Source organism: Longimicrobium terrae (assembly GCF_014202995.1).
Lineage (GTDB): Bacteria > Gemmatimonadota > Gemmatimonadetes > Longimicrobiales > Longimicrobiaceae > Longimicrobium > Longimicrobium terrae.
The window spans coordinates 579,194-597,795 of sequence record NZ_JACHIA010000001.1 but is presented as its reverse complement, the minus strand read 5'-3'; the positions used below and the strand labels follow the sequence as shown (position 1 = coordinate 597,795).

The following is an 18,602-nucleotide window of genomic DNA, read 5'->3' as shown; positions in this document are numbered from 1 at the left end:
GCGTCTCGCGGGGAGGCAGGTGGTGAGAGCAGAATCGATTGCAGGCCGGCGAAAGTTCGCGCCTGTTCTCGACCGTCGAGAGCGGGAGTCGACCGGCTCAGGTCTGTTGCGGAATGTGTCGCTCGTCGGCGGGCCGGGAGGCCCCTCCCCGTGCAAACTGCCGCACGGAGAGGGGAGAACGACGGGGTCGTCTCGTTCCGGAGGGTGCCGATGCGCCGAAAGGGCCCCCTCCCCCCAGCCCCCTCCACCCGCTCCGCGGGAGAGGGGGAGCCGTGCGGCGCGGAGGCGGGTTCGGCCCGCGTCCGCAGGTCCTTCCCCGGCCTCCCTGGCGTCCCGTCCAAACAGACGCACAGAAGGGGGGAAATCCGCACCGGCATCGCTTTCGTGCAGATCAAGCAACACGTCCCGCGCGGCACGAGTGAATCACGGCGCGCGGTCGCATGACGCTATGATCATCATCCTTATCGTCCCGCTCGATGACGGATCGCGGGACGGCGCGGGGCGGGGAAGCGCACGGCGGAGGTTGTAGCAGAGCGGGGAACGAGCTAGATTCTGAGGGTCCCGCCCGGTGGATTCCGTTCCGCCGATCCACCTTCGCACGCATTCCAGGACTCCCATGAACCGTCTTTTCGGCGCTGCGCTGGTCGCGGCTCTTGGTGCGCCCGCCCTGCTGAGCGCACAGGCTGCCCCCGCGCAGCAGCAGCCCAGCCCGTTCGCCGCGCTGGAGCGCCGCGAGGAGCTTCGCCTGTCCGCCGCGCAGTTCTCTCGCATCACCGTCGCGCGCGACTCGCTGCGTGAGGCGCACCGCATTCACTGCGGCCCCATGCACGCCTCCACGCCCACCGAGGCCGAGGAAGCACGGCACCACGCGGAGATGGCGGCCATCAACGAGCGCTGGGAGAGCCAGGCGCGCGCCGTTCTGACGCCGGAGCAGGTGCAGCGTCTGGCGGCCATCCAGGCCGCGAGCCCGGCGCCCGCAGCGGCGCACGGCGAGGGACACGGAGCCGGCCACGGCGCCCATTCCGCGCCCGCCACTCCGGCGGCGCCCGCGGCCGGCCACTCGGGGCACCACCCCAAGCGCTGACGCGGTCCTGGCGGTAAACGAAAAGGCGGATCGGACATCATCGTCCGATCCGCCTTTTTCTCATCCGGCGCCCGCGTGAGCGACTGAGTTGCCGCAACAACGGTGGAAAGCCTCACAGAAACGGCGTGACGCCTCACCTGCTCAAAAGCAGTGTGGTCCGGGGAGTGAGTTCGGCGCGGATCGCTGGCAACCCAGAGCGAATGAATCCGCCGCTCAAACAGCGGGAACCCCCGACACGGCGCTATTCGCGCCCCGTTCGAGGCTTCAACCGCGTCGAGCAAGCACATGCGAAATCCGCCTCACCGCGCCGAATTTCCCCCCGCACCGAACGGCTCCCCCTCTCCCGCGGAGCGGGTGGAGGGGGCTGGGGGGAGGGGGCCCTTTCCGCGCATCGGCACCATCCAGAACGAGATGACCCGTCGTTCTCCCCTCTCCGTGCGGCAGTTTGCACGGGGAGGGGTGCCGGGGGTGGGGCCTCCCGGCCCGCCGCCGAGCGAAACTCCGCTTGTCGCTCGATTGATAGGATGTCCGATCATCGACCGAAAAAAATGGGGCGGATCTCCAGAACCGGAGATCCGCCCCATCGTCATCCATCAACCCGCCGCACTCAGTCCTCCGCCTTTTCCGCCACGTCGTCCACCAGGCGGTTGCACGGATGCTCGGGATTCCGGCGCGAGGCGGCCAGGTCGCGCTGGTAGTCGCGGATCACGTTTTCCTCCACGCTTCCCGGCGCGGGGCGGTTTACGCGAAAGCTTCCCGCCGACTGCACGAACCGGGTGGAGTCTTCCTTGCTCTCGGAGTGCGCGGCGGAATCCACGTACGCCGCCTCGTGCGCGCGAAGGTCCGCGTAGGTGGCGTACACCTGGGCGAACGTGTGCGGCGCGCGCAGCCCGGGCGAGGTTCCGCCGCCGGGCATCTGCGCCAGCATGGTGTCAAGCCGCGCCACGCGAACGCGTCCGCGCGCCTGCAGCGCCTCGGCGATGCAGGCCTGGCGGCGGGCTTCGGTGCGCTCCTCCCGCTGCTGGGCGGTGGGGCGCGACCCGCCGCAGGCGGCAAGCAGCAGAACGACAACCACGGCGGGGGCAACTCTGGGCATGCGTCGGAACGTCAGTTGGATGTGGTGCACGCGAACCGTCCGGAAGGGCGCGGAGCCCGGCGGTCCGGGCCCGGCACTGGTACTCCGGCGCGTGGGGAATGATTCCATGCGGCGCCCGGCCCCCGCAAGGGCCCGGGCCGCCGCCCTGGTGCTGGCCCTGCTGGCCGCGGCGGCCTGCCGCGAGCCGGACACGGTGGAGGGCGTGCGCACCATCGCCCTCCCCGACAGCATGCCGGACGGCGCCACGCTGGCCGTGGACTCCGCCCGCCGTGCCTGGGTGGGCCGTCCCGGCCGCCTGACCGCCTACGACACCGCCGGCCGCCCCGTCGCCGAAATCGTCCTCGGCGGCCGCGACATTCCCCGCGTCCTCGCCGTGGGCAACGGCCGGGTGATGATGGCCGTGGGCCGCACCGTGGCCCGCGCGGACGCGCGCGGCGGCAAGGCGGTGCGCGGCTGGTCGGCGTCCGGCACCCGCGTGGTGGCGCTGGACCCGCGCGGCGCCTGGGCATTCGCCGCCAACCGGCAGGGCGGCGTGGTGGGTCTGGACGCCGCCACCCTGCGCCCCGCGTGGGGATGGCCGGAAGCGGGCGGCGAAGCCGTGGGGATGGCCGTGTCGCCGCTGGGCGACCGCGTGTACGTGTCCGTGGCCGCCGCCGGCGAGGCCCCCGCCGCCGTGCGCGTGCACGACGCGGCCAGCGGGCGCATTCTGTTCGCCACCGACCAGCCCGTTCCCCTGCGCGGCCTGACCGCGGCGGAAGACGGCTCGCTCTTCGGGGTGGCGGACGGGCGCGTGGTGCGGCTGCGCCATGAACGCGACGGGCTTCCGCGGCTGTGGGCCCAGGCGCCGCGCGTGGCGGGGGACAGCGACGAGGTGCGGCTGCGGGTGAACCCCGCGGGAACGCGGGTGGCGGTGTTCGGGCGCGGGCGGGGCGCGCGGATGGTGGTGCTGGACGCCGCCACCGGCGAGGTGGTGGACCGGATGCAGGAGGCGCCCCTGGACGCCGCGTACGGCGTGGAGGGGCGCCTCTACCTGCTGGACCGGCGCGGGCTCAAGGTTCTGCCCTGACTCAGTGCCCCATGTCGTCGCCGGTGGCGTTGCGCATCATCCACCCCGCCACCACGAAGGGAAGCACGTTCAGCCCCAGGCTCACCGCGGCGGCCGCCATCAGAAACCGGTTGCCGGCCACGGCTCCATAAATGAAGCCGCAGATGGCGGGAAGGGTGATCAGAACGGCGGCCATCATCGCGAACTTCATCGATCCGTCTCCAGAAACACGGGATTGCAAGCGGGTGCCACGCGGGCGCGCACAAGCTTATGTCCTTGCCCGCGCTCCTGCAAGAGAACGGGAGGGCATGTATCACCGGCGTTGCAGTTTGCCCAGCCCCGTTTGCGCCGTCGTGACCCTTCCTCTATATTCCATCGATTCAAACCCGGAATTCCGCACCGCCTTCCAACCGTTGCCCTTCTGTTCACTTGAAGGTCCTTCTTCTCGACGCAGACCGCAGTCTCGGTCGAACGATCGAACCGGAACTGGATGACGCGGAGCTCACTGCCGCGTCGTCGCTTTCGGATGGGTTGCGGCTGATTGCGTCGGGAAGCTGGGACCTGATTCTGCTGGACGCGGACTTCAGCGGGGCGGGGATGGAGATCCTGGGCCGGCTGCACCGCGAAGGGGGAATGGCGCCCGTCGTTCTCCTGTCCTCGGCGCCCACGATGGACCTGGCCATGGAGGCCATCCGCCAGGGCGCGCACGACGTGCTTCCCAAGCCGCTCCCGCGCGGCCGCGTGCGCGAGATCCTGCTGGGGATCGAGGAAATCAAGCGGCTTCGCCCCCTGCCCGAGGCCGCGCCGGCGGAGGGAACCATCGTGGGCGCCAGCTCGCACATGATGGGCGTCTTCAAGTCCATCGCGCGGGCGGCCACCAGCGACGCCACCGTGCTGGTGCTGGGGGAAAGCGGCACCGGCAAGGAGATGGTCGCCCGGGTGCTGCACTCCCGCTCGCGCCGCGCCAAGGGCCCGTTCGTGGCCATCAACTGCGCCGCCATTCCCGAAAACCTGCTGGAGTCCGAGCTGTTCGGCCACGAAAAGGGCGCCTTTACCGGCGCCATCGGCCGGCGCATCGGGCGCTTTGAGCGCGCCACCAACGGTACGCTCTTTCTGGATGAAATCGGCGACATGTCGATGGCGCTGCAGAGCAAGATCCTGCGCGCCATCCAGGAGCGCGAGGTGGAGCGGGTGGGCGGCGGCAACCCCGTGTCCATCGACGTCCGCATCGTGGCGGCCACCAACCGCGACCTGCAGCAGGCGGTGCGCGACGGGCGCTTTCGCGAGGACCTGTTCTACCGCCTGGCCGTGGTGACGGTGATGCTGCCGCCGCTGCGCGAGCGCGGGGTGGACCTGGACCTTCTTTCGCTGCACTACTTTGCCCACTACGCCCGCGAGCACGGCCGGCCCATCCGCGCCGTGGCGGAAGAAGTGTTCAACGTGCTGCACCGGCACCCCTGGCCGGGAAACGTGCGGCAGCTGCGCAACGCGGCCGAGCGCGCCGTGGTGATGGCGGATGGCGAAATCCTTTTGCCGCAGCACCTTCCGGCCGACATCCTGAACCCGCCGGAGGCGGCGGGGAGCGCCCCGGCCGCGGGCGGGCAGGGCGAGCCGCCGCTGGTGACGCTGGAAGAGATGGAACGTCGGATGATCCGGCGCGCGCTGCGGGAGACGGGGAGCAACGTGACGGTGGCGGCCGAGCGCCTGGGCATTCACCGCAACACGCTGCGCCGAAAGATCCAGGAATACGGGCTGGGCCCCGGCACGGGGTAGCGGGTGCACCGAACCGTGCACTGTGCACACTTCTGGTGCACGGCCGGGTCCGGGGCGAATTTGGAAGTTTGGTCGTAAGTGGTTATTTTCCAGAGAGTTGCCGCGCGCGTCCGTCCGGGTGCGCCGCGGAACGCGCCGTGCGTCGGCGCTGTCCGTCCGCTCTGTTCACCACTCCGGAGGACTTGATGATCCCCACTTTCCGCAAGCTGGGCACCGCGTTCGCGATCGTGGCGGCACTCGCCGCCACGGGCTGCTCGGAAGCCGGCAACCCCGTATCCGCAGAGCCGGCTCTTCCGGCGTTCAACGCGGGGTCCAGCACCAACGTCAACGAGCTCGCGCGTTTCCGCACCAAGCCGCAGGTGACCGTGGCCTGGGCCAAGAAGTGGATCGGGCCCGAGGGCGGCCGGCTGGAGTTCTTCGGCTTCGCCATCGAGGTGCCGCGCGGCGCGGTGACCCGCAGCACGCAGTTCACCATCCGCCTGCCGGTGGACCCCAACGGCTCCCAGCACGTGGTGGCCGAGTTCGGCCCGCACAACCAGCAGTTCCGCGTGCCGGTAGCCATCGAACTGCCGCTGCGCAACACGACTCTGGAAGGCACGGCCACCGAAGGCACCATCGTCTGGTGGAACAACGGCTGGGTGGACATGGGGGCGGGGCTGAGCAAGGACGGGCTGCGCCTGCGCACCCTCACCAGCCACTTCTCGGTCTACGGCACGGCGACGGAAAACCGCAACGGCACCCTGATCGTCGGCGGGGGCTGAGTCTTTCTTCTGCCAGATCTTCCTGTGGACCGCTCTGATGCAACTGTCGCGGAACTGCTTGCGCTCGTCCCCGAAATGGACGAGTTCGAAACGTTCCGTCTGCGTGTGATCGGCGCGGCCGTTCCGGACCCGGGACGGGCCTGGGACAGCTCCAGTTCGTACGCCACGGTCGACAAGCGGCTGGTGTCGCCGGACGACGTGGAGCGCTCCATCCGCGAGGCCGAAGAAAGCCTGCGCCAGTACGTCAGCACGCTCTACGACGGGCTGCGCCCCGTGTTCCGCGCCTTTTACGAGGGGCGGCGCGACGAGGCGGCGCAACGGCTGGTGTCGCTGGGCGAGCAGATGGAGGCCATGGGCCGGCTGAAGGGCGCCCGCCAGTGCTACCGCGCCGCGCTGACGCTGACGCTGCCGCTGCAGGACAAGGCGGCGCAGATCCTGGCGCTGCGCCGCATTGCCCGCGCTTCCCTGGCGCTGGGCGACTTTACGGACGCGGCGCAGCACTACGAGCGCACGGCGCAGCTGGCGCGCGACGCCGGCGACCTGCGCGGCGAGGTGGTGGCCCGCACCGGACTGGCCAACGTGCTGGTGTGGCAGGGCGGATGGGCCGAGGCGGAAGGCCGCTACCGCGACGCCCTGGCCCTGGCGGAGCGGGGCGGGACGCAGCTGGCGCAGGAGGTGGTGCCGCTGCTGTACAACCTGGGCATGCTGGCCACCCGGCTGGAGCGTCCGGACGAGGCCGAGGAGTGGCTGGGCCGGGCGCTGGAGCGGGCTCTGGAAGACGGCTCCGCAGTGGACGTGGCGAGCTGCTGGATCAACCTGGCGCAGCTCCGCGAGCGGCAGGGCCGCTTTGCCGATGCGTACCAGGCGTACGACCGGGCGCGGGCGCTGCCGGTGCCCCCCGCTTTTCTATCGGCCATCGCCAGCGACCTGGCGGAGCTGTGCATCCGCGACGGGCACGTGTCGCGGGCGCAGGAGTGGGGGCGGGTGGCCGAGGAGCACGCCATCGCTTCGGGAAGCGTCTACATCCTGGGGCGCATGTACCAGGGGCGCGGCAACATCGCCCGGGCGCAGGGCGACGAGGACGGCTTCACCTTCTTTGAAAAGGCGCTGGAGATCGCCCGCGACAAGGGGTATCCCGTGCTGGAGGCCGAGACGCTGGCGGACTACGCCGACCTGCGCCGCCAGAGCGGCGGGGCCGAGGAGGCGGTGGCGTACCTGGAGCGCGCCCGCGAGCTGTTCGCGGAACTGGGGGCCATGCAGGACGTGGCGCGCATGGACCGCGCGCTGGGCGAGGCCCGCGCCGAGCTCCCGGCCGCGGCGGACTGAAAGCGCACGCTCGCGCGTCACTGCGACACACACGGCGGGGCTCCCGGGACGGGAGCCCCGCCGTCGTTCGCATTCGCCGCTCCGGCCCGATCATTGCCCCACCCGTTTGCGTATCTTTCGCCATCTGAACGGAATTCGGCGCGGCTGTCCCCGTACGGGGCCGCCGCTTCTCCCACGATCACGGCCCGTGCTCCGCTTTCGCACCGCCTTCGCACTCCGGCTTGCGGCCGCCGCGCTGGCCGTGCTCGCCCCCCGGGCGGGCGCGGCGCAGGCGGACGCGTGCCCGGACGGCGCGATTTCCGAAATCTTCATCGACCCCTCCGACGTGTTCGAGGTGGGGAGTCCGGACCTGGACCCCCGCTTCAACTGGGCGTACCGCACGGCCAACCGGCTGCATCCCCGCACCAACGAGGGGGTGATCCGCGCGGAACTGCTGGTGCGCGAGGGGCAGTGCTACGATCCCGCCCGGCTGGCGGACTCGGAGCGCACGCTGCGCAGCATGTCGTTCATCGCCGAGGCCGACGTGTTCGGGGTGCGGCAGCCGGACGGCAGCTGGCACGTGGTCGTAAAGACGCGCGACGAGTGGAGCACCCGCCTGGAGCCGCAGGTGAACGGCGACGAGGGCGTGGGCCTTACCGGGGTGGAGTTTCGCGAAGACAACCTGTGGGGGAGCGGAAACTACATCTCCGCCTTCGCCAAGGAGTCGCAGGGCGAGCGCGTGTACGGCGGCGTGGCGGGAACGCGGCAGCTGCTGTGGACACCGTGGGACGCGGAAATCGCGCTGGCCCGCACCCCCGTGGGGCACTCGTACTCGCAGCGGCTGGCCTACCCGTTCCGCGGGGAGACCGGGCGCTGGGCGTTTCGCGAGCAGGTGGAGGGAGGCGAGCGCAACTTTCTCTTCTTCGTCCCGCAGGAGGGCGGCGGGCTGCGGCGGACGTACTTCGAGGAGCGGCGGCGCGCGTTCGACGTGGGCGCCGTTTATCGCGTAGGCCCGCGCGGAAGCCTGACGCTGTTCGGCGTGGCGCTGGCGGGCGACTGGACGGAGTACCCGGACGGAACCCTGTCCGCGGACGGCGACGGGTCCAATCCCATGCCCCTGCCGGGAGACGGTTCCGGCTCGGTGACGGGGCTGGACACGGTGTCCAGCGTGCGCGTCGTGCTCCTGGCCGGGCAGCGCAACGTGCGCTTCGTGCGGCGCCGCTCGCTGGACGCGGTGCACGGGTCGGAGGACGTGCGGCTGGGCGTGGAGATCGAGGCCGGCGTGGGGCGCAGCCTTCCATCGTTTTCCACGGATGACGACCTGTCCGTGACCGCGGGGCTGGCCACCTCCGCGTACCTCACGCCGCAGATGCTGGCCGGGGTGCGCGCGACGGCGGAGGCGCGGCGGCTGTACGGCGCGGAGTCGGGGGAAGAGTGGCGCAACCTGTTCGGCCAGTTCGATGCTTGGGCCTACTACCGCCGGTCCGAGGAGTCGCGGCACACCTGGGTGGCGGCGGCCACCGTGGTGGGCGGGTGGCGCACGCGCGTTCCGTTTCAGTTGACGCTGGGCAACCGCACGGGCGTGCGCGGGCTGCCGGCGCACGCCTATCCCGGCGAGCGGCGCGCGGTGGGCACGCTGGAGCACCGCATGTACCTGGGATGGCCGTATCCGCGGCTGTTCGACATCGGATCGGCGGCGTTCGTGGACGTGGGCCGCGTGTGGGAGGGCGGCGACCCGTTCAGCCGCACCTCGCCCGTCGTGGTGACGGCGGGCGCGGGGCTGCGCTTCGCCTTCCCTCCGGGGTCGCGGCGCACGTACCGGCTGGACTTCGCCTATCCCGTCAGCGGGGCTACGGACCGGCGCGGCGTGCAGGTCATCTTCGGCGTGGGCCAGGCCGTCGGCAGAACGGCGAACGAAGACGCGCAGCTTCGCCGCAGTTCGCGCCGGGCGCTTTCCGCGTCGCTGTTCAGCTTTCCGGACTGAGGAACGGAAGAGCCTCACGCAGAGCAGCAGAGCAGCAGAGAAAGGACAGGGGAAACGGATTCACCTCCGTTTCCCTTTTTCTGTTTGCCGTTCTCTGCTCCTCTGCTGCTCTGCGTGATATTTGTCTTTTGCTCTCCGTGACGATCGTCTTTCAGCCCACCTGTGTCGGATTCGGCGCCGTCGCGCGGGCGCGGCGCGGGGGCTATTTTCCCGTTCCGCCGCGCGCGCCTGCTCCTTGCAACGCCGCGGCGCGCTTTCGCGCCTGATCCACCGACGCACCGCCCAGAATGCCCGAGCTTCCGCTGACCCTGTACCGCGCCGCATGGGTGCTTCCCGCCTGCGGCGATCCCATCCGCGACGGCGCCGTCCTCGTGGGGACGGACGGCCTGATCGCGGCGGTCGGCCCCGCGACGGCCATCGAGCCGCCCGAGGGCGCCGTGGTGGACGACCTGGGGATGGCGGCGCTCATGCCCGGCCTCGTCAACGTGCACGCCCATCCCGAGCTCGCCATGTTCCGCGGCGCGCTTGAGGATCTGAATTTCCGCGACTGGATCCTGCGGCTGGTCGGCGCCAAGCGGGCGGCGCTTACGGACGCGGACTTTCACGCCGCGGCGCGGTGGACCATGGTGGAGGCGCTGCGCTCCGGCATCACCACGCTGGCCGCGACGGAGTCGTCCGGCGCGTCGGCGGCGGCGCTGTGCGAGACGGGGCTGCGCGGCGTGGTCTTTCAGGAGGTGTTCGGGCCGGACCCGTCGCAGTGCGCGGAATCGATGGACGGGCTGCGCGAGGCCATCGACTGCCTGCGGGCCTTCGAATGCGATCGCGTGCGCATCGGCATCTCGCCGCACGCACCCTACACCGTGTCGGACGATCTCTTTCGCGCCGCGGGCGAGTACGCCGTGGCGGAGGGGCTGCCGATGGCCGTCCACGCGGCGGAGTCCCACATCGAACACCTCCTCGTGCAGTCCGGTGAGGGGGATTTTGCGCCGGGGCTGCGCGCGCGGGGAATCGCCACGCCGCCGCGGGGACGGAGCACGGTGGAGATGCTGGACCGCCTGGGGGTGCTGCGCGCCCGCCCGCTGCTCATCCACTGCGTGCTGCTGGATGGTGACGACATCCGGCGCGTGGCGGACAGCGGCTCCGCGGTGGCGCACTGTCCCGTCGCCAACGCGCGGCTGGGGCACGGTGTGGCGCCGTACACGGAGATGCGCGCGGCACAGGTGCGCGTGGGGCTGGGGACGGATTCCGTCGGCAGCAACAACCGGCTGGACCTGATGGAAGAGGCGCGCATCGCCTCCATCCTTCATCGCGGACGGCTGGGCCGCAGCGACATCATGCCGCCGGCGGACCTGCTGCGGCTTTGCACAATCGATGGCGCGGAGGCGCTGGGGATGGCGGATACCATCGGTACGCTGGAGCCGGGCAAGGCCGCGGACCTGTGCGCCGTTTCTCTCGCCGCGCCGCACGCCCGGCCGGTGCACGATCCGCTCGCCGCCGTCTTTCACGCCGCGCGCGGCACCGACGTCATCCTCACCGCCGTGGGGGGGCAGGTTCTCTACCGCGACGGGCGGCTGATGACCATGGATCCGGAGCCGCTGGACGCGGCCATGACGGACGCGGCCGCGCGGCTGCGGGAGGCGATGACGTGAGCACGGCGGCGATGGCGCCCGGGCCGGAGCGTGCGCGCGAAGTGCGCCGCGTGCTCAACGTGGTGCTGGGCGTAAGCCTGATCCTGGTCGCCGGCAAGACGGCGGCGGGCTTGATGTCCGGCTCGCTGGCCGTGCTGGGCGGCGCCTTCGATTCCGGGCTGGACGTGATGACGACGCTGGTCGCCATCGTCCTGGCGCGCGTGGCCGCGCAGGAGCCGGACGAACTTCATCCCTACGGACACGAGAAGTTCGAGGCGCTGGGCGCGCTGGCGATGGTCGCCTTTCTGTCCATCAGCGTGTTCGAACTGGTGCGGACGGCCATTGAACGGCTGCGGCACGGCGGCGAGGAGCAGGTGGATACCTGGCTGGGCGCGGCGGTGATGGTCGCGTCGCTCGTCGTGGGCGTCATCGCCTCGGAGTACGAGCGGCGAAAGGGGCGCGAGCTGGGGAGCGAGCTGCTGCTGGCGGACGCGGCGCACCTGCGCGCGGACGTCTTCGTGACCTTGGCCGTCCTGGTGGGCCTCATTCTGGTGCGCTTCGGCTGGCGCGGCGCGGACGCGTGGACGGCGCTGGTGGTGGCCGTGCTCATCCTGCGCACCGGGTGGGAGATCCTGCGCGCCGCCGTCCCCGTGCTGGTGGACGAGCGCGCGGTGGAGCCGTCGGAGATCCTGCGCATCGCCCAGGGGACCACGGGCGTGGAAAGCGCCTACGACGTGCGCTCGCGCGGCCGGCAGGGCGCCCGCTTCGCGGAGCTGACCATCGTCGTCCCCACGGAAATGGGGCTGGAGGACGCGCACGAGGTGTCGGACGCGGTGGAGCAGGCGGTACGCGAGCGGCTGGGCGCGCGGCACGTGGTGGTGCACGTGGAGCCGCGCTCCGCCGCCCCCGACAAGGTGGCCGGAGAGCAGCCGTGACCTCGCTTCCGCGCTCCGCCGGCGCCGAGCGGATGGACGAACCCGGCCAGGACGCGGCCGAGCTGGCCCGCAGCCTGGCGGATCTGCGCGGGGTGAACCGCTGGCTGGGCGGCACGCGCGTCGTTCTCCATCACCTGCGCGCGCTGGTGGATGCGGAGCCGCCTCGCCGGTGGCGCATTCTGGATGTGGCGACCGGCTCCGCGGACATCCCGCTCGCCATCGCGCGGTGGGCACGCGCGCGCGGAACGCGGGTGGAGATCGTCGCCACCGACCTGCATCCCACCACGCTGGCCGTCGCCCGGGAGCGCGTCGCGGGCATACCGGACGTGCGGGCGGAGGCGGCGGACGCGCTGGCGCTCCCGTACAAAGATGGTGCGTTCGATGTCGTGATCTGCTCCACCGCGCTGCACCATTTCGATGATCCTGCGGACGTCGCGGCGGTGCTGCGGGAGATGGGGCGCGTGGGGCGCGTCGGCGGGATCGTGAACGACCTCCGGCGCTCGCGGCCGGCGCTGCTGGGGGCCAACCTGCTGGCGGCGACGGTGTGGCGCACGCATCCCGTTACGCGCCACGACGGGCCGCTTTCCGTACGTCGGGCGTTCACCCCGGCGGAGTTGATGGATGCGGCCCGCGCGGCGGGGCTGGCCGGGGCGCGCGTTCACACGCACGCCCCGTTTCGCGTGGCGCTCACCTGGCGCGGAGAACGGACGTGAGCGCCTGGGACGCGGTCGTCGTCGGCGGCGGGCCGGCCGGGAGCGCGACGGCCGCGCGCCTGGCGGCGGATGGATTTGCCGTCCTGCTGCTGGACCGCGCGGCCTTTCCGCGGCGGAAACCGTGCGGGGAATGCGTGAACCCGGCGGGCGTCGCGGCGCTCCAGCGGCTCGGCGCGCTGGACCGCGTGCTGGCGGCGGACCCCGCGCGGCTGGACGGCTGGCGCATCGCCGCGGCGGACGGGCGCGCCTTTCTGGGCCGCTTTCCCTCCGGCGTGCACGGGCTGGGACTCGGCCGCGAGGTGCTGGACGCGCTGCTGGTGGACCACGCGCGCGACGCCGGGGCGGAGGTGCGCACGGGAGCGAAAGTCGTGGATCTGCAACGCGATGGAACGCGCGTCACCGGCGTCGTGCTGGAGGACGGGACGGAGATCGCGTCGCGCGTCGTCGTGGGCGCGGACGGGCTGCGGTCCATCGTCGTCCGCCGGCTGGAGCTGCTCCGCCGGCCGCCGCGCCTGCGCAAGCTCGCGCTCACCGCGCACGTGCGCCTCGCGGAGCCGCTGGGCGGACGCGGGGAGTTGCGTACGCTCGCCGCCGGCTGTGTGGGCATCGCGCAGGTGGATGGCGGGCGCGCGAACGTGACCGTCGTCGTCACCGGGGACGAGATGCACGCGGTCGGTGGAGACCGCGACGCGTACTTCGACCGCGCCCTGCGCCGCTGCGGGCTGAATGCCGAGCGGCTGGACGAGGTGCTGGCGACGGGCCCGTTCGACTGGCCCGTCCGCCGCGCCGTGGCGGATGGCGCGCTGCTCGTGGGCGACGCGGCCGGCTACTACGATCCGTTCACGGGGCAGGGGATCTTTCGCGCGCTGCGCGGGGCGGAACTGGCGGCGGACGCCCTCCATGCCGCGCTCCGGGCGGGGGACGCGACCGCGACGTCGCTGGCGCCTTATGAACGGGCCCGCCGCCATGCCTTCGGCTCCGGGGAGCGGCTGCAGCACCTGGTGGAAGCGTTCGTTTCCCGCCCGCGGCTGCTGGGCTGGGCCGCCGGCCGGTTCGCGCGCCGCCCCGCCCTGGGCGACGCCATCATCCGCGCGACGGGGGACGTGCGGCCGGTGCGCTCGCTCTTTTCTCCCGCCCTGATCGCGCGGCTGGTGGCGTGAGCGGGTGGATGGATGTCACCCGTCCCGTCGTCTCCGGCATGCCCGTCTGGCCCGGCGACGCGCCCTGCGCGGTGGAGTGGACGGCGCGGATCGGTACGGATTCCGCCGCCAACGTGGCGGAAATCCGGTGCAGCGCCCACACGGGAACGCACGCGGACGGGCCGTACCACGTGCTGGAGGAGGGCGCGCGGATCGGCACGGCGCCGCTGGAGGCGTTCATCGGCCGCGCGCGGGTGGTGCGTGTGGCGGCGGGAACGGTGCTGGATGAGGAGTGGGCGCGATCGGTCCTCGAAGACCACGCGCCTGAGCGGCTGCTGATCCACACCGGCGCGTGGACTGCCCCGTCCGTGTTTCCCACCGCTTTTGCCGCGCCGACGCCGGAGGCCGCGCGCCTGCTCGCCTCTGGCGGATTGCGGCTGCTGGGGACGGACGCGCCATCGGTCGATCCGTACGACTCGGCCGATCTCGCCGCGCACCGCGTGCTGCTCGCGGCGGGGATCGCCATCCTCGAAAACCTGCTGCTGGATGACGTCGCGGAGGGCGAGTACGACCTGATCGCGCTCCCGCTGCGATTGATGGAGGCGGACGCCTCGCCCGTCCGCGCCGTGCTCCGCCCGCTTCCCGCGCCCTGATCCGCCATGCGCATCATTCTCGCCCACAATCCGTCGCCGATGACGTTTGATGGAACGCGAACGTTCCTCATCGGACACGAGCGGCCCGTCGTGATCGACCCCGGCCCGGACGATCCCGCGCACCTGGACGCGATCGTGGAGGCGCTGGACGGCCGCGCCCCGGCGCTCATCCTCCTCACGCACTCGCACGCGGACCACTCCGCGGGCGCGCCGGAGCTGGCGCGGCGCACGGGCGCGCCGGTCGCCTTCTTTGCCGGTGCCGGCGGCTGGACGTGGGACGGCGTGCAGACGCGGGAACTCTCGGATGGCGACACGGTCGACACGGATCAGGGCGTGCTGCGCGCCGTCCACACGCCGGGACACGCGCCCGATCACCTCTGCTATCTGCTGGCGGACGGGCCGGACGCGGGCGCGCTGATCGCGGGCGACCTGTTCCTGGGCGGCTCCGACACGACGCTCGTCGCGCCGCCGGAAGGCGATCTGTCGGACTATCTGGCGTCGCTGGACCGGGTAGAGGCGCTGCGGCCGTCGGTACTGCACCCGGCGCACGGCCCGGCCATCCCCGACGCGGTTGCCGCCATCGCGCGGTATCGCGCGCACCGTGCGACGCGCATCGTCCAGGTGGAGTTCGCGCTGGCGGACGGCCCCGCGTCGCCCGGCGAACTGGTCGGCCGCGTCTACGGCCCGGAGCTGAATCCCGCGCTGCGCCGCGCGGCGGAAGGATCGCTTGGCGCCATCATCGCGCATCTCACCAACCTGGGACGCGTCCGCCCCGCGGGAGCCGGACGCGTGGAACTGGCCGAATCGCCATGACGTCCGACTCCGCCGCGCTGGAGGCCGCGCTTGCGCGCATCCGTCCGGAAACGATCGACGCGCACCTCCGCTTTCTCGCGCATCCGCTGCTGGAAGGGCGCGCGCCGGGCACCCGCGGCGGCACGCTGGCCATGGAGTACATCCGGGCGCAGATGCAGCGGATGGGGCTGCAGCCGCTGGGCGGATCGCACCTGCAGCCCGTAGCGCTGCGCGGGATGATCGCCGCGCCCACGCTGCGGTTCGCAGTGGCGGACGGCGAGATGGCGCCCGCGTATCCGGACGAGTACGTGCTGGAGGCCGGCATCCCCGACGCGCACGTCTCGGTGGATGCGGAGATCGTGTTCGCCGGGTTCGGCATCACCGCGCCGGAGTGGGAATGGGACGACTTCGCGGGCGCGGATGTGGCGGGGAAGGTGCTGCTGATCCGCGTGAACGATCCGGGGACGGAGGAGACGCCGGGCTTCTTCGACGGCCGCGCGCTGACGTATTACGGACGGTGGACGTACAAGTTCGAGGAAGCGTCCCGGCGTGGCGCGGCCGGCGCTCTCCTCATCCACACGGACGCGTCCGCCGGGTACGGGTGGAACGTGGTGCGCTCATCCAACACCGGCCAGCAGTTCGATACGGCGGGCGAGCCGGAGTTTCCGCTCCCGGTGCACGGGTGGATTTCGGAATCCGCCGCGCGCGAACTGGTCCGGCGCGCAGGGGAGGATCTTGACGCGCTGATGGCGGCAAGCGAACGGCGCGGCTTCCGCCCCGTGCCGCTGCGTGCGCGGATGCATGCGGAAGTGACGAGCGACTTGACGGAGGTGCATTCCGCCAACGTCGTGGGCCTGCTTCCCGGCTCCGATCCTGCGCGCGCCGGCGAGCCCGTGCTGCTGACCTCGCACTACGACCACTTGGGCGTGCGCACCGGGCCGGACGGCGAGACGCGCGTCTACCCCGGCGCGTACGACAACGCGAGCGGCGTCGCGCTTCTGCTCGCCATCGCCGAGTCGGTGGCGGAATCGGCGGTGCGCGCGCCGCGGCCGCTGCTGTTCATCACCACGACGGCGGAGGAGTCGGGGCTGCTGGGCGCCACGTGGTACGCGCGGCACCCGCTTTTTCCGCTTGCCGCCACGGAGGGGGTGCTGAACGTGGATGGCGCCAACCTGCAGGGACGCACGCGGGACTTGGCGCCGCTGGGCATCGACCGTTCCCCGCTGGGCGCCCTGGTGCGCGCCGCGGCGGATGAGGAAGGGATGGAGATCCGCCCCGAGGCGCATCCCGAGCAGGGAATGTTCTTTCGGCAGGACCACTTTCCGCTCGCGCGCGCCGGCGTGGACGCGGTGGCGATGGATCACGGCCTTGCGTACGAGGGGCGGCCGGAAGGGTGGGGCGAGCGGTGGTACGAGGAGTTCGTGTCCACGCACTACCACCAGCCTACGGACGCGTATCACGAAGGCTGGGATTACGGCGGGGCGGTGCAGCAGGGGCGGGTGATGCTGCGCGCCGCGCTCGCCGCGGCACTGCTGGGGTGAGCGGCCGGTCGGTGTCTGGATGAGAGAGGGCGGACGGGATCGGGCCGTTGCGCGGAGTTCGCGGGTGGCCCCCACCCGGGCTCGTACTACTCGCCCACCCTCCGCCGCGAGAGCGAATGAATCCGCCGCTCAAACAGCGGGAACCCCCGACACCGGCCGCTGTCGCGTCCGGTTCGGGGCTTCAACCGCGTTCGGGATGCGCACGATCCTGGGGTGTGCTCCCTCTCCCACATCCGTTCGTGGGAGAGGGTCGTCGCGCGGAGCGCGCGGGGTGAGGGCCACAGCCGGCGCCGCATGCCAGGCACCGCATCCCGGACCTGTTCCGCACTGACGCACTCACGCACCCAGCACTCACGCACTCTCCCCTGTCCACTCTGTGTCCCGAAAGGAACCTCCCGCATTCCCGCGGGTCTGTTCACATGGCCGGCGGCACGCAGAGTGCAGCGATGTCGCCGTTTCCCCTTTCGCCCCTCGCCGGGGGCGGAGCCCTGGAGCGCCACCGTGTCTCCCGTGTCCACCCTGGAGATTGCCCGTCACGCCGGGCTCGAAGCGCTGGCCGACGCCTTCTGTCTGGCCGACGCCGAGTCACGCGTCACGTACTGGAACGCCGCCGCCGAGCGCCTGTTCGGGATTTCCCGCACGGACGCGCTCGAGCAGCCGCTGTGGAGCCTGCTGCCCGGTGACGCCGGAAGCGTGCTGCGCGAACGCATGGTGCGCTCCGAGCGGGGCGCCGCCGTGGTCCCGCTCACCGTTCTGGTGGACGGGGAACTGTTCGCGCGCCACCTGGCCGCGCACGCCACCACGCTGGAAGACGGCGGTGTGGCCGTGCATTTCCGCGATTCCACCGCGGAACGCCGGCTGACCGACCGCTACGCGCAGCTGCTGGAAAGCATTCGCGACGGCTTCATCGCCACGGACGCCGAGTGGCGCATCACGTATGTGAACCGCGCGGCGGAGGTGCTGGTTTCGCTGCGCCGCGAGCGCGCCGTCGGCACCTCGCTGTGGGAACTGCTGCCGCCGGAGCCGCCGGAACTGGGCACCACCATTCGCGCCACCATGGTGGACCGGCAGCCGCGCCACCTGTCCGCCATCCACCCGCGCACCTTCACGGGGCGCCGCTTTGATGCGTGGACGCACGCGCTGCCGGATGGCGGGGTATCCATCCTATTCGAAGACGTCACCGACCGGCTTACCAAGGAGCTGGAGCTGGCGCGCCTGGCCGCGGAGGCGGAAGAGGCCAGCCGGGCCAAGAGCCGCTTCTTTGCCGCCGTCAGCCATGAACTGCGGACACCGCTCAACGCCATCGTGGGATACACCCATCTGCTGGCCACGGCGACGTATGGCGAGGTCCCCGCGGGTGCCGTGCGCGCATCGGAACGCGCCAGCGTGTGCGCGGAGCACCTGGCGCGTCTGATCGACGACGTGCTGCTTCTGACCACGCTGGAAATCGAGCGGCTCCCCGTATTTCCCGCCGCGGTGGAGATGGAGCCATTCCTGGGGAACGTGCTTCCGCACCTGCGCCAGCAGGCCGAGGCGAAGGGGCTGTCGTTCTCCGTGGACCTGCCACTGGAGCTTCCTCCCGTGTTCGCGGATCCGGAGCGGCTGCGCCAGATCGTGACGCCGGTGGTGTCGAACGCCATCAAGTTCACCTCGCGCGGCTCGGTGGGCGTGCAGGCGAGGGTGGCGGAGCAGCCGGGGTGGATGGAGATCGTGGTGCGCGACACCGGCCCCGGCGTCGCCCCCGGGGACCGCGACCGCATCTTTGAGGCGTTCGAGCAGCTGGGCGACGAGGCGCGATCGGACTCCGCCAACCGCGGCACCGGACTGGGGCTCACGCTGGCGCGCCGGCTGGCGCGGCACCTGGGCGGGGACCTGGAGATGGGCGAAACGGGCGGAGAGGGCGCGGAGTTCATCATCCGCCTCCCACTGGCCGCCCGCGCCGCCACGCAGCTTCTCGCGGACGAGTAGACGCCCGAGGCCGTTGGCGTCATCCTGAGGAGGCGCCGGACGAAGTGTCTGCCGCGCCAGACCTTGGCGCCGACGAAGGATCTGCCTTCCGCACGAGAACGGGTGTGCGTCGCCTGACGCCGGTTCGGCGGAAATCAGATCCTTCGGTCGCACACGGGTCCGGCGTGACGGAAAAGGCGGTGCGC

16 protein-coding genes are annotated in these 18,602 nt (G+C 71.8%); 14 read left to right on the top strand and 2 right to left on the bottom strand.

What is annotated here, in order from left to right:
- Positions 1–616: 616 nt before the first annotated feature.
- Complete coding sequence (locus tag HNQ61_RS02895) at positions 617–1,084, top strand: hypothetical protein (protein ID WP_170031561.1); 468 nt, start codon at positions 617–619, stop codon at positions 1,082–1,084.
- A gap of 607 nt (positions 1,085–1,691) precedes the next feature.
- Here the strand turns inward: HNQ61_RS02895 and HNQ61_RS02890 are convergent.
- On the bottom strand, positions 1,692–2,180 hold the full coding sequence (locus HNQ61_RS02890; protein ID WP_170031558.1) for a hypothetical protein: 489 nt from the start codon (positions 2,178–2,180) through the stop codon (positions 1,692–1,694).
- Positions 2,181–2,286: 106 nt separating this feature from the next.
- Between HNQ61_RS02890 and HNQ61_RS02885 the strand changes: the two genes are divergently transcribed.
- Positions 2,287–3,246: a YncE family protein gene (locus tag HNQ61_RS02885; RefSeq protein ID WP_170031556.1), complete on the top strand. Its 960-nt coding sequence runs from the start codon at positions 2,287–2,289 to the stop codon at positions 3,244–3,246.
- A gap of 1 nt (position 3,247) precedes the next feature.
- On the opposite strand, the gene HNQ61_RS02880 is transcribed toward HNQ61_RS02885, so the two are convergent.
- A complete protein-coding gene (locus HNQ61_RS02880; protein WP_170031553.1) occupies positions 3,248–3,436 on the bottom strand; it encodes a hypothetical protein in 189 nt (62 codons plus the stop codon).
- 218 nt (positions 3,437–3,654) lie between these two features.
- Between HNQ61_RS02880 and HNQ61_RS02875 the strand changes: the two genes are divergently transcribed.
- The 12 genes from HNQ61_RS02875 (at position 3,655) to HNQ61_RS02820 (ending at position 18,417) form a co-directional block, all read left to right on the top strand.
- Positions 3,655–4,998, top strand: coding sequence for a sigma-54-dependent transcriptional regulator (locus HNQ61_RS02875; RefSeq protein ID WP_170031550.1), 1,344 nt, complete (start codon positions 3,655–3,657; stop codon positions 4,996–4,998).
- 185 nt (positions 4,999–5,183) lie between these two features.
- Positions 5,184–5,759: a hypothetical protein gene (locus HNQ61_RS02870; protein ID WP_170031547.1), complete on the top strand. Its 576-nt coding sequence runs from the start codon at positions 5,184–5,186 to the stop codon at positions 5,757–5,759.
- 24 nt (positions 5,760–5,783) lie between these two features.
- The gene (locus HNQ61_RS02865) at positions 5,784–7,085 is read left to right on the top strand and encodes a tetratricopeptide repeat protein (protein WP_170031544.1); all 1,302 of its coding nucleotides are present in this window, start codon (positions 5,784–5,786) and stop codon (positions 7,083–7,085) included.
- A gap of 187 nt (positions 7,086–7,272) precedes the next feature.
- Positions 7,273–9,048: a BamA/TamA family outer membrane protein gene (locus HNQ61_RS29445; protein WP_170031541.1), complete on the top strand. Its 1,776-nt coding sequence runs from the start codon at positions 7,273–7,275 to the stop codon at positions 9,046–9,048.
- Between the two features lie 287 nt (positions 9,049–9,335).
- Positions 9,336–10,697: an amidohydrolase family protein gene (locus HNQ61_RS02855; RefSeq protein ID WP_170031538.1), complete on the top strand. Its 1,362-nt coding sequence runs from the start codon at positions 9,336–9,338 to the stop codon at positions 10,695–10,697.
- Positions 10,694–11,611: a cation diffusion facilitator family transporter gene (locus tag HNQ61_RS02850; RefSeq protein WP_170031535.1), complete on the top strand. Its 918-nt coding sequence runs from the start codon at positions 10,694–10,696 to the stop codon at positions 11,609–11,611. Before HNQ61_RS02855 ends, HNQ61_RS02850 begins: the two co-directional genes overlap by 4 nt.
- Positions 11,608–12,324, top strand: a complete 717-nt coding sequence (locus HNQ61_RS02845) for a methyltransferase domain-containing protein (protein ID WP_170031532.1) — start codon at positions 11,608–11,610, stop codon at positions 12,322–12,324. The genes HNQ61_RS02850 and HNQ61_RS02845 overlap by 4 nt, the downstream gene beginning before the upstream one ends.
- Positions 12,321–13,484: an FAD-dependent monooxygenase gene (locus HNQ61_RS02840; protein WP_170031529.1), complete on the top strand. Its 1,164-nt coding sequence runs from the start codon at positions 12,321–12,323 to the stop codon at positions 13,482–13,484. Before HNQ61_RS02845 ends, HNQ61_RS02840 begins: the two co-directional genes overlap by 4 nt.
- Positions 13,485–13,492: 8 nt before the next feature.
- Entirely contained in the window at positions 13,493–14,116 is a 624-nt protein-coding gene (locus HNQ61_RS02835) for a cyclase family protein (RefSeq protein WP_170031526.1), read from the top strand.
- Positions 14,117–14,122: 6 nt separating this feature from the next.
- Entirely contained in the window at positions 14,123–14,929 is an 807-nt protein-coding gene (locus HNQ61_RS02830; RefSeq protein WP_170031523.1) for an MBL fold metallo-hydrolase, read from the top strand.
- Positions 14,926–16,449 (top strand): M28 family peptidase, encoded by a 1,524-nt coding sequence (locus tag HNQ61_RS02825; protein ID WP_170031520.1) that lies wholly within the window; start codon positions 14,926–14,928, stop codon positions 16,447–16,449. Before HNQ61_RS02830 ends, HNQ61_RS02825 begins: the two co-directional genes overlap by 4 nt.
- Before the next feature lie 501 nt (positions 16,450–16,950).
- A complete protein-coding gene (locus tag HNQ61_RS02820; protein WP_170031517.1) occupies positions 16,951–18,417 on the top strand; it encodes an ATP-binding protein in 1,467 nt (488 codons plus the stop codon).
- Positions 18,418–18,602: the final 185 nt, after the last annotated feature.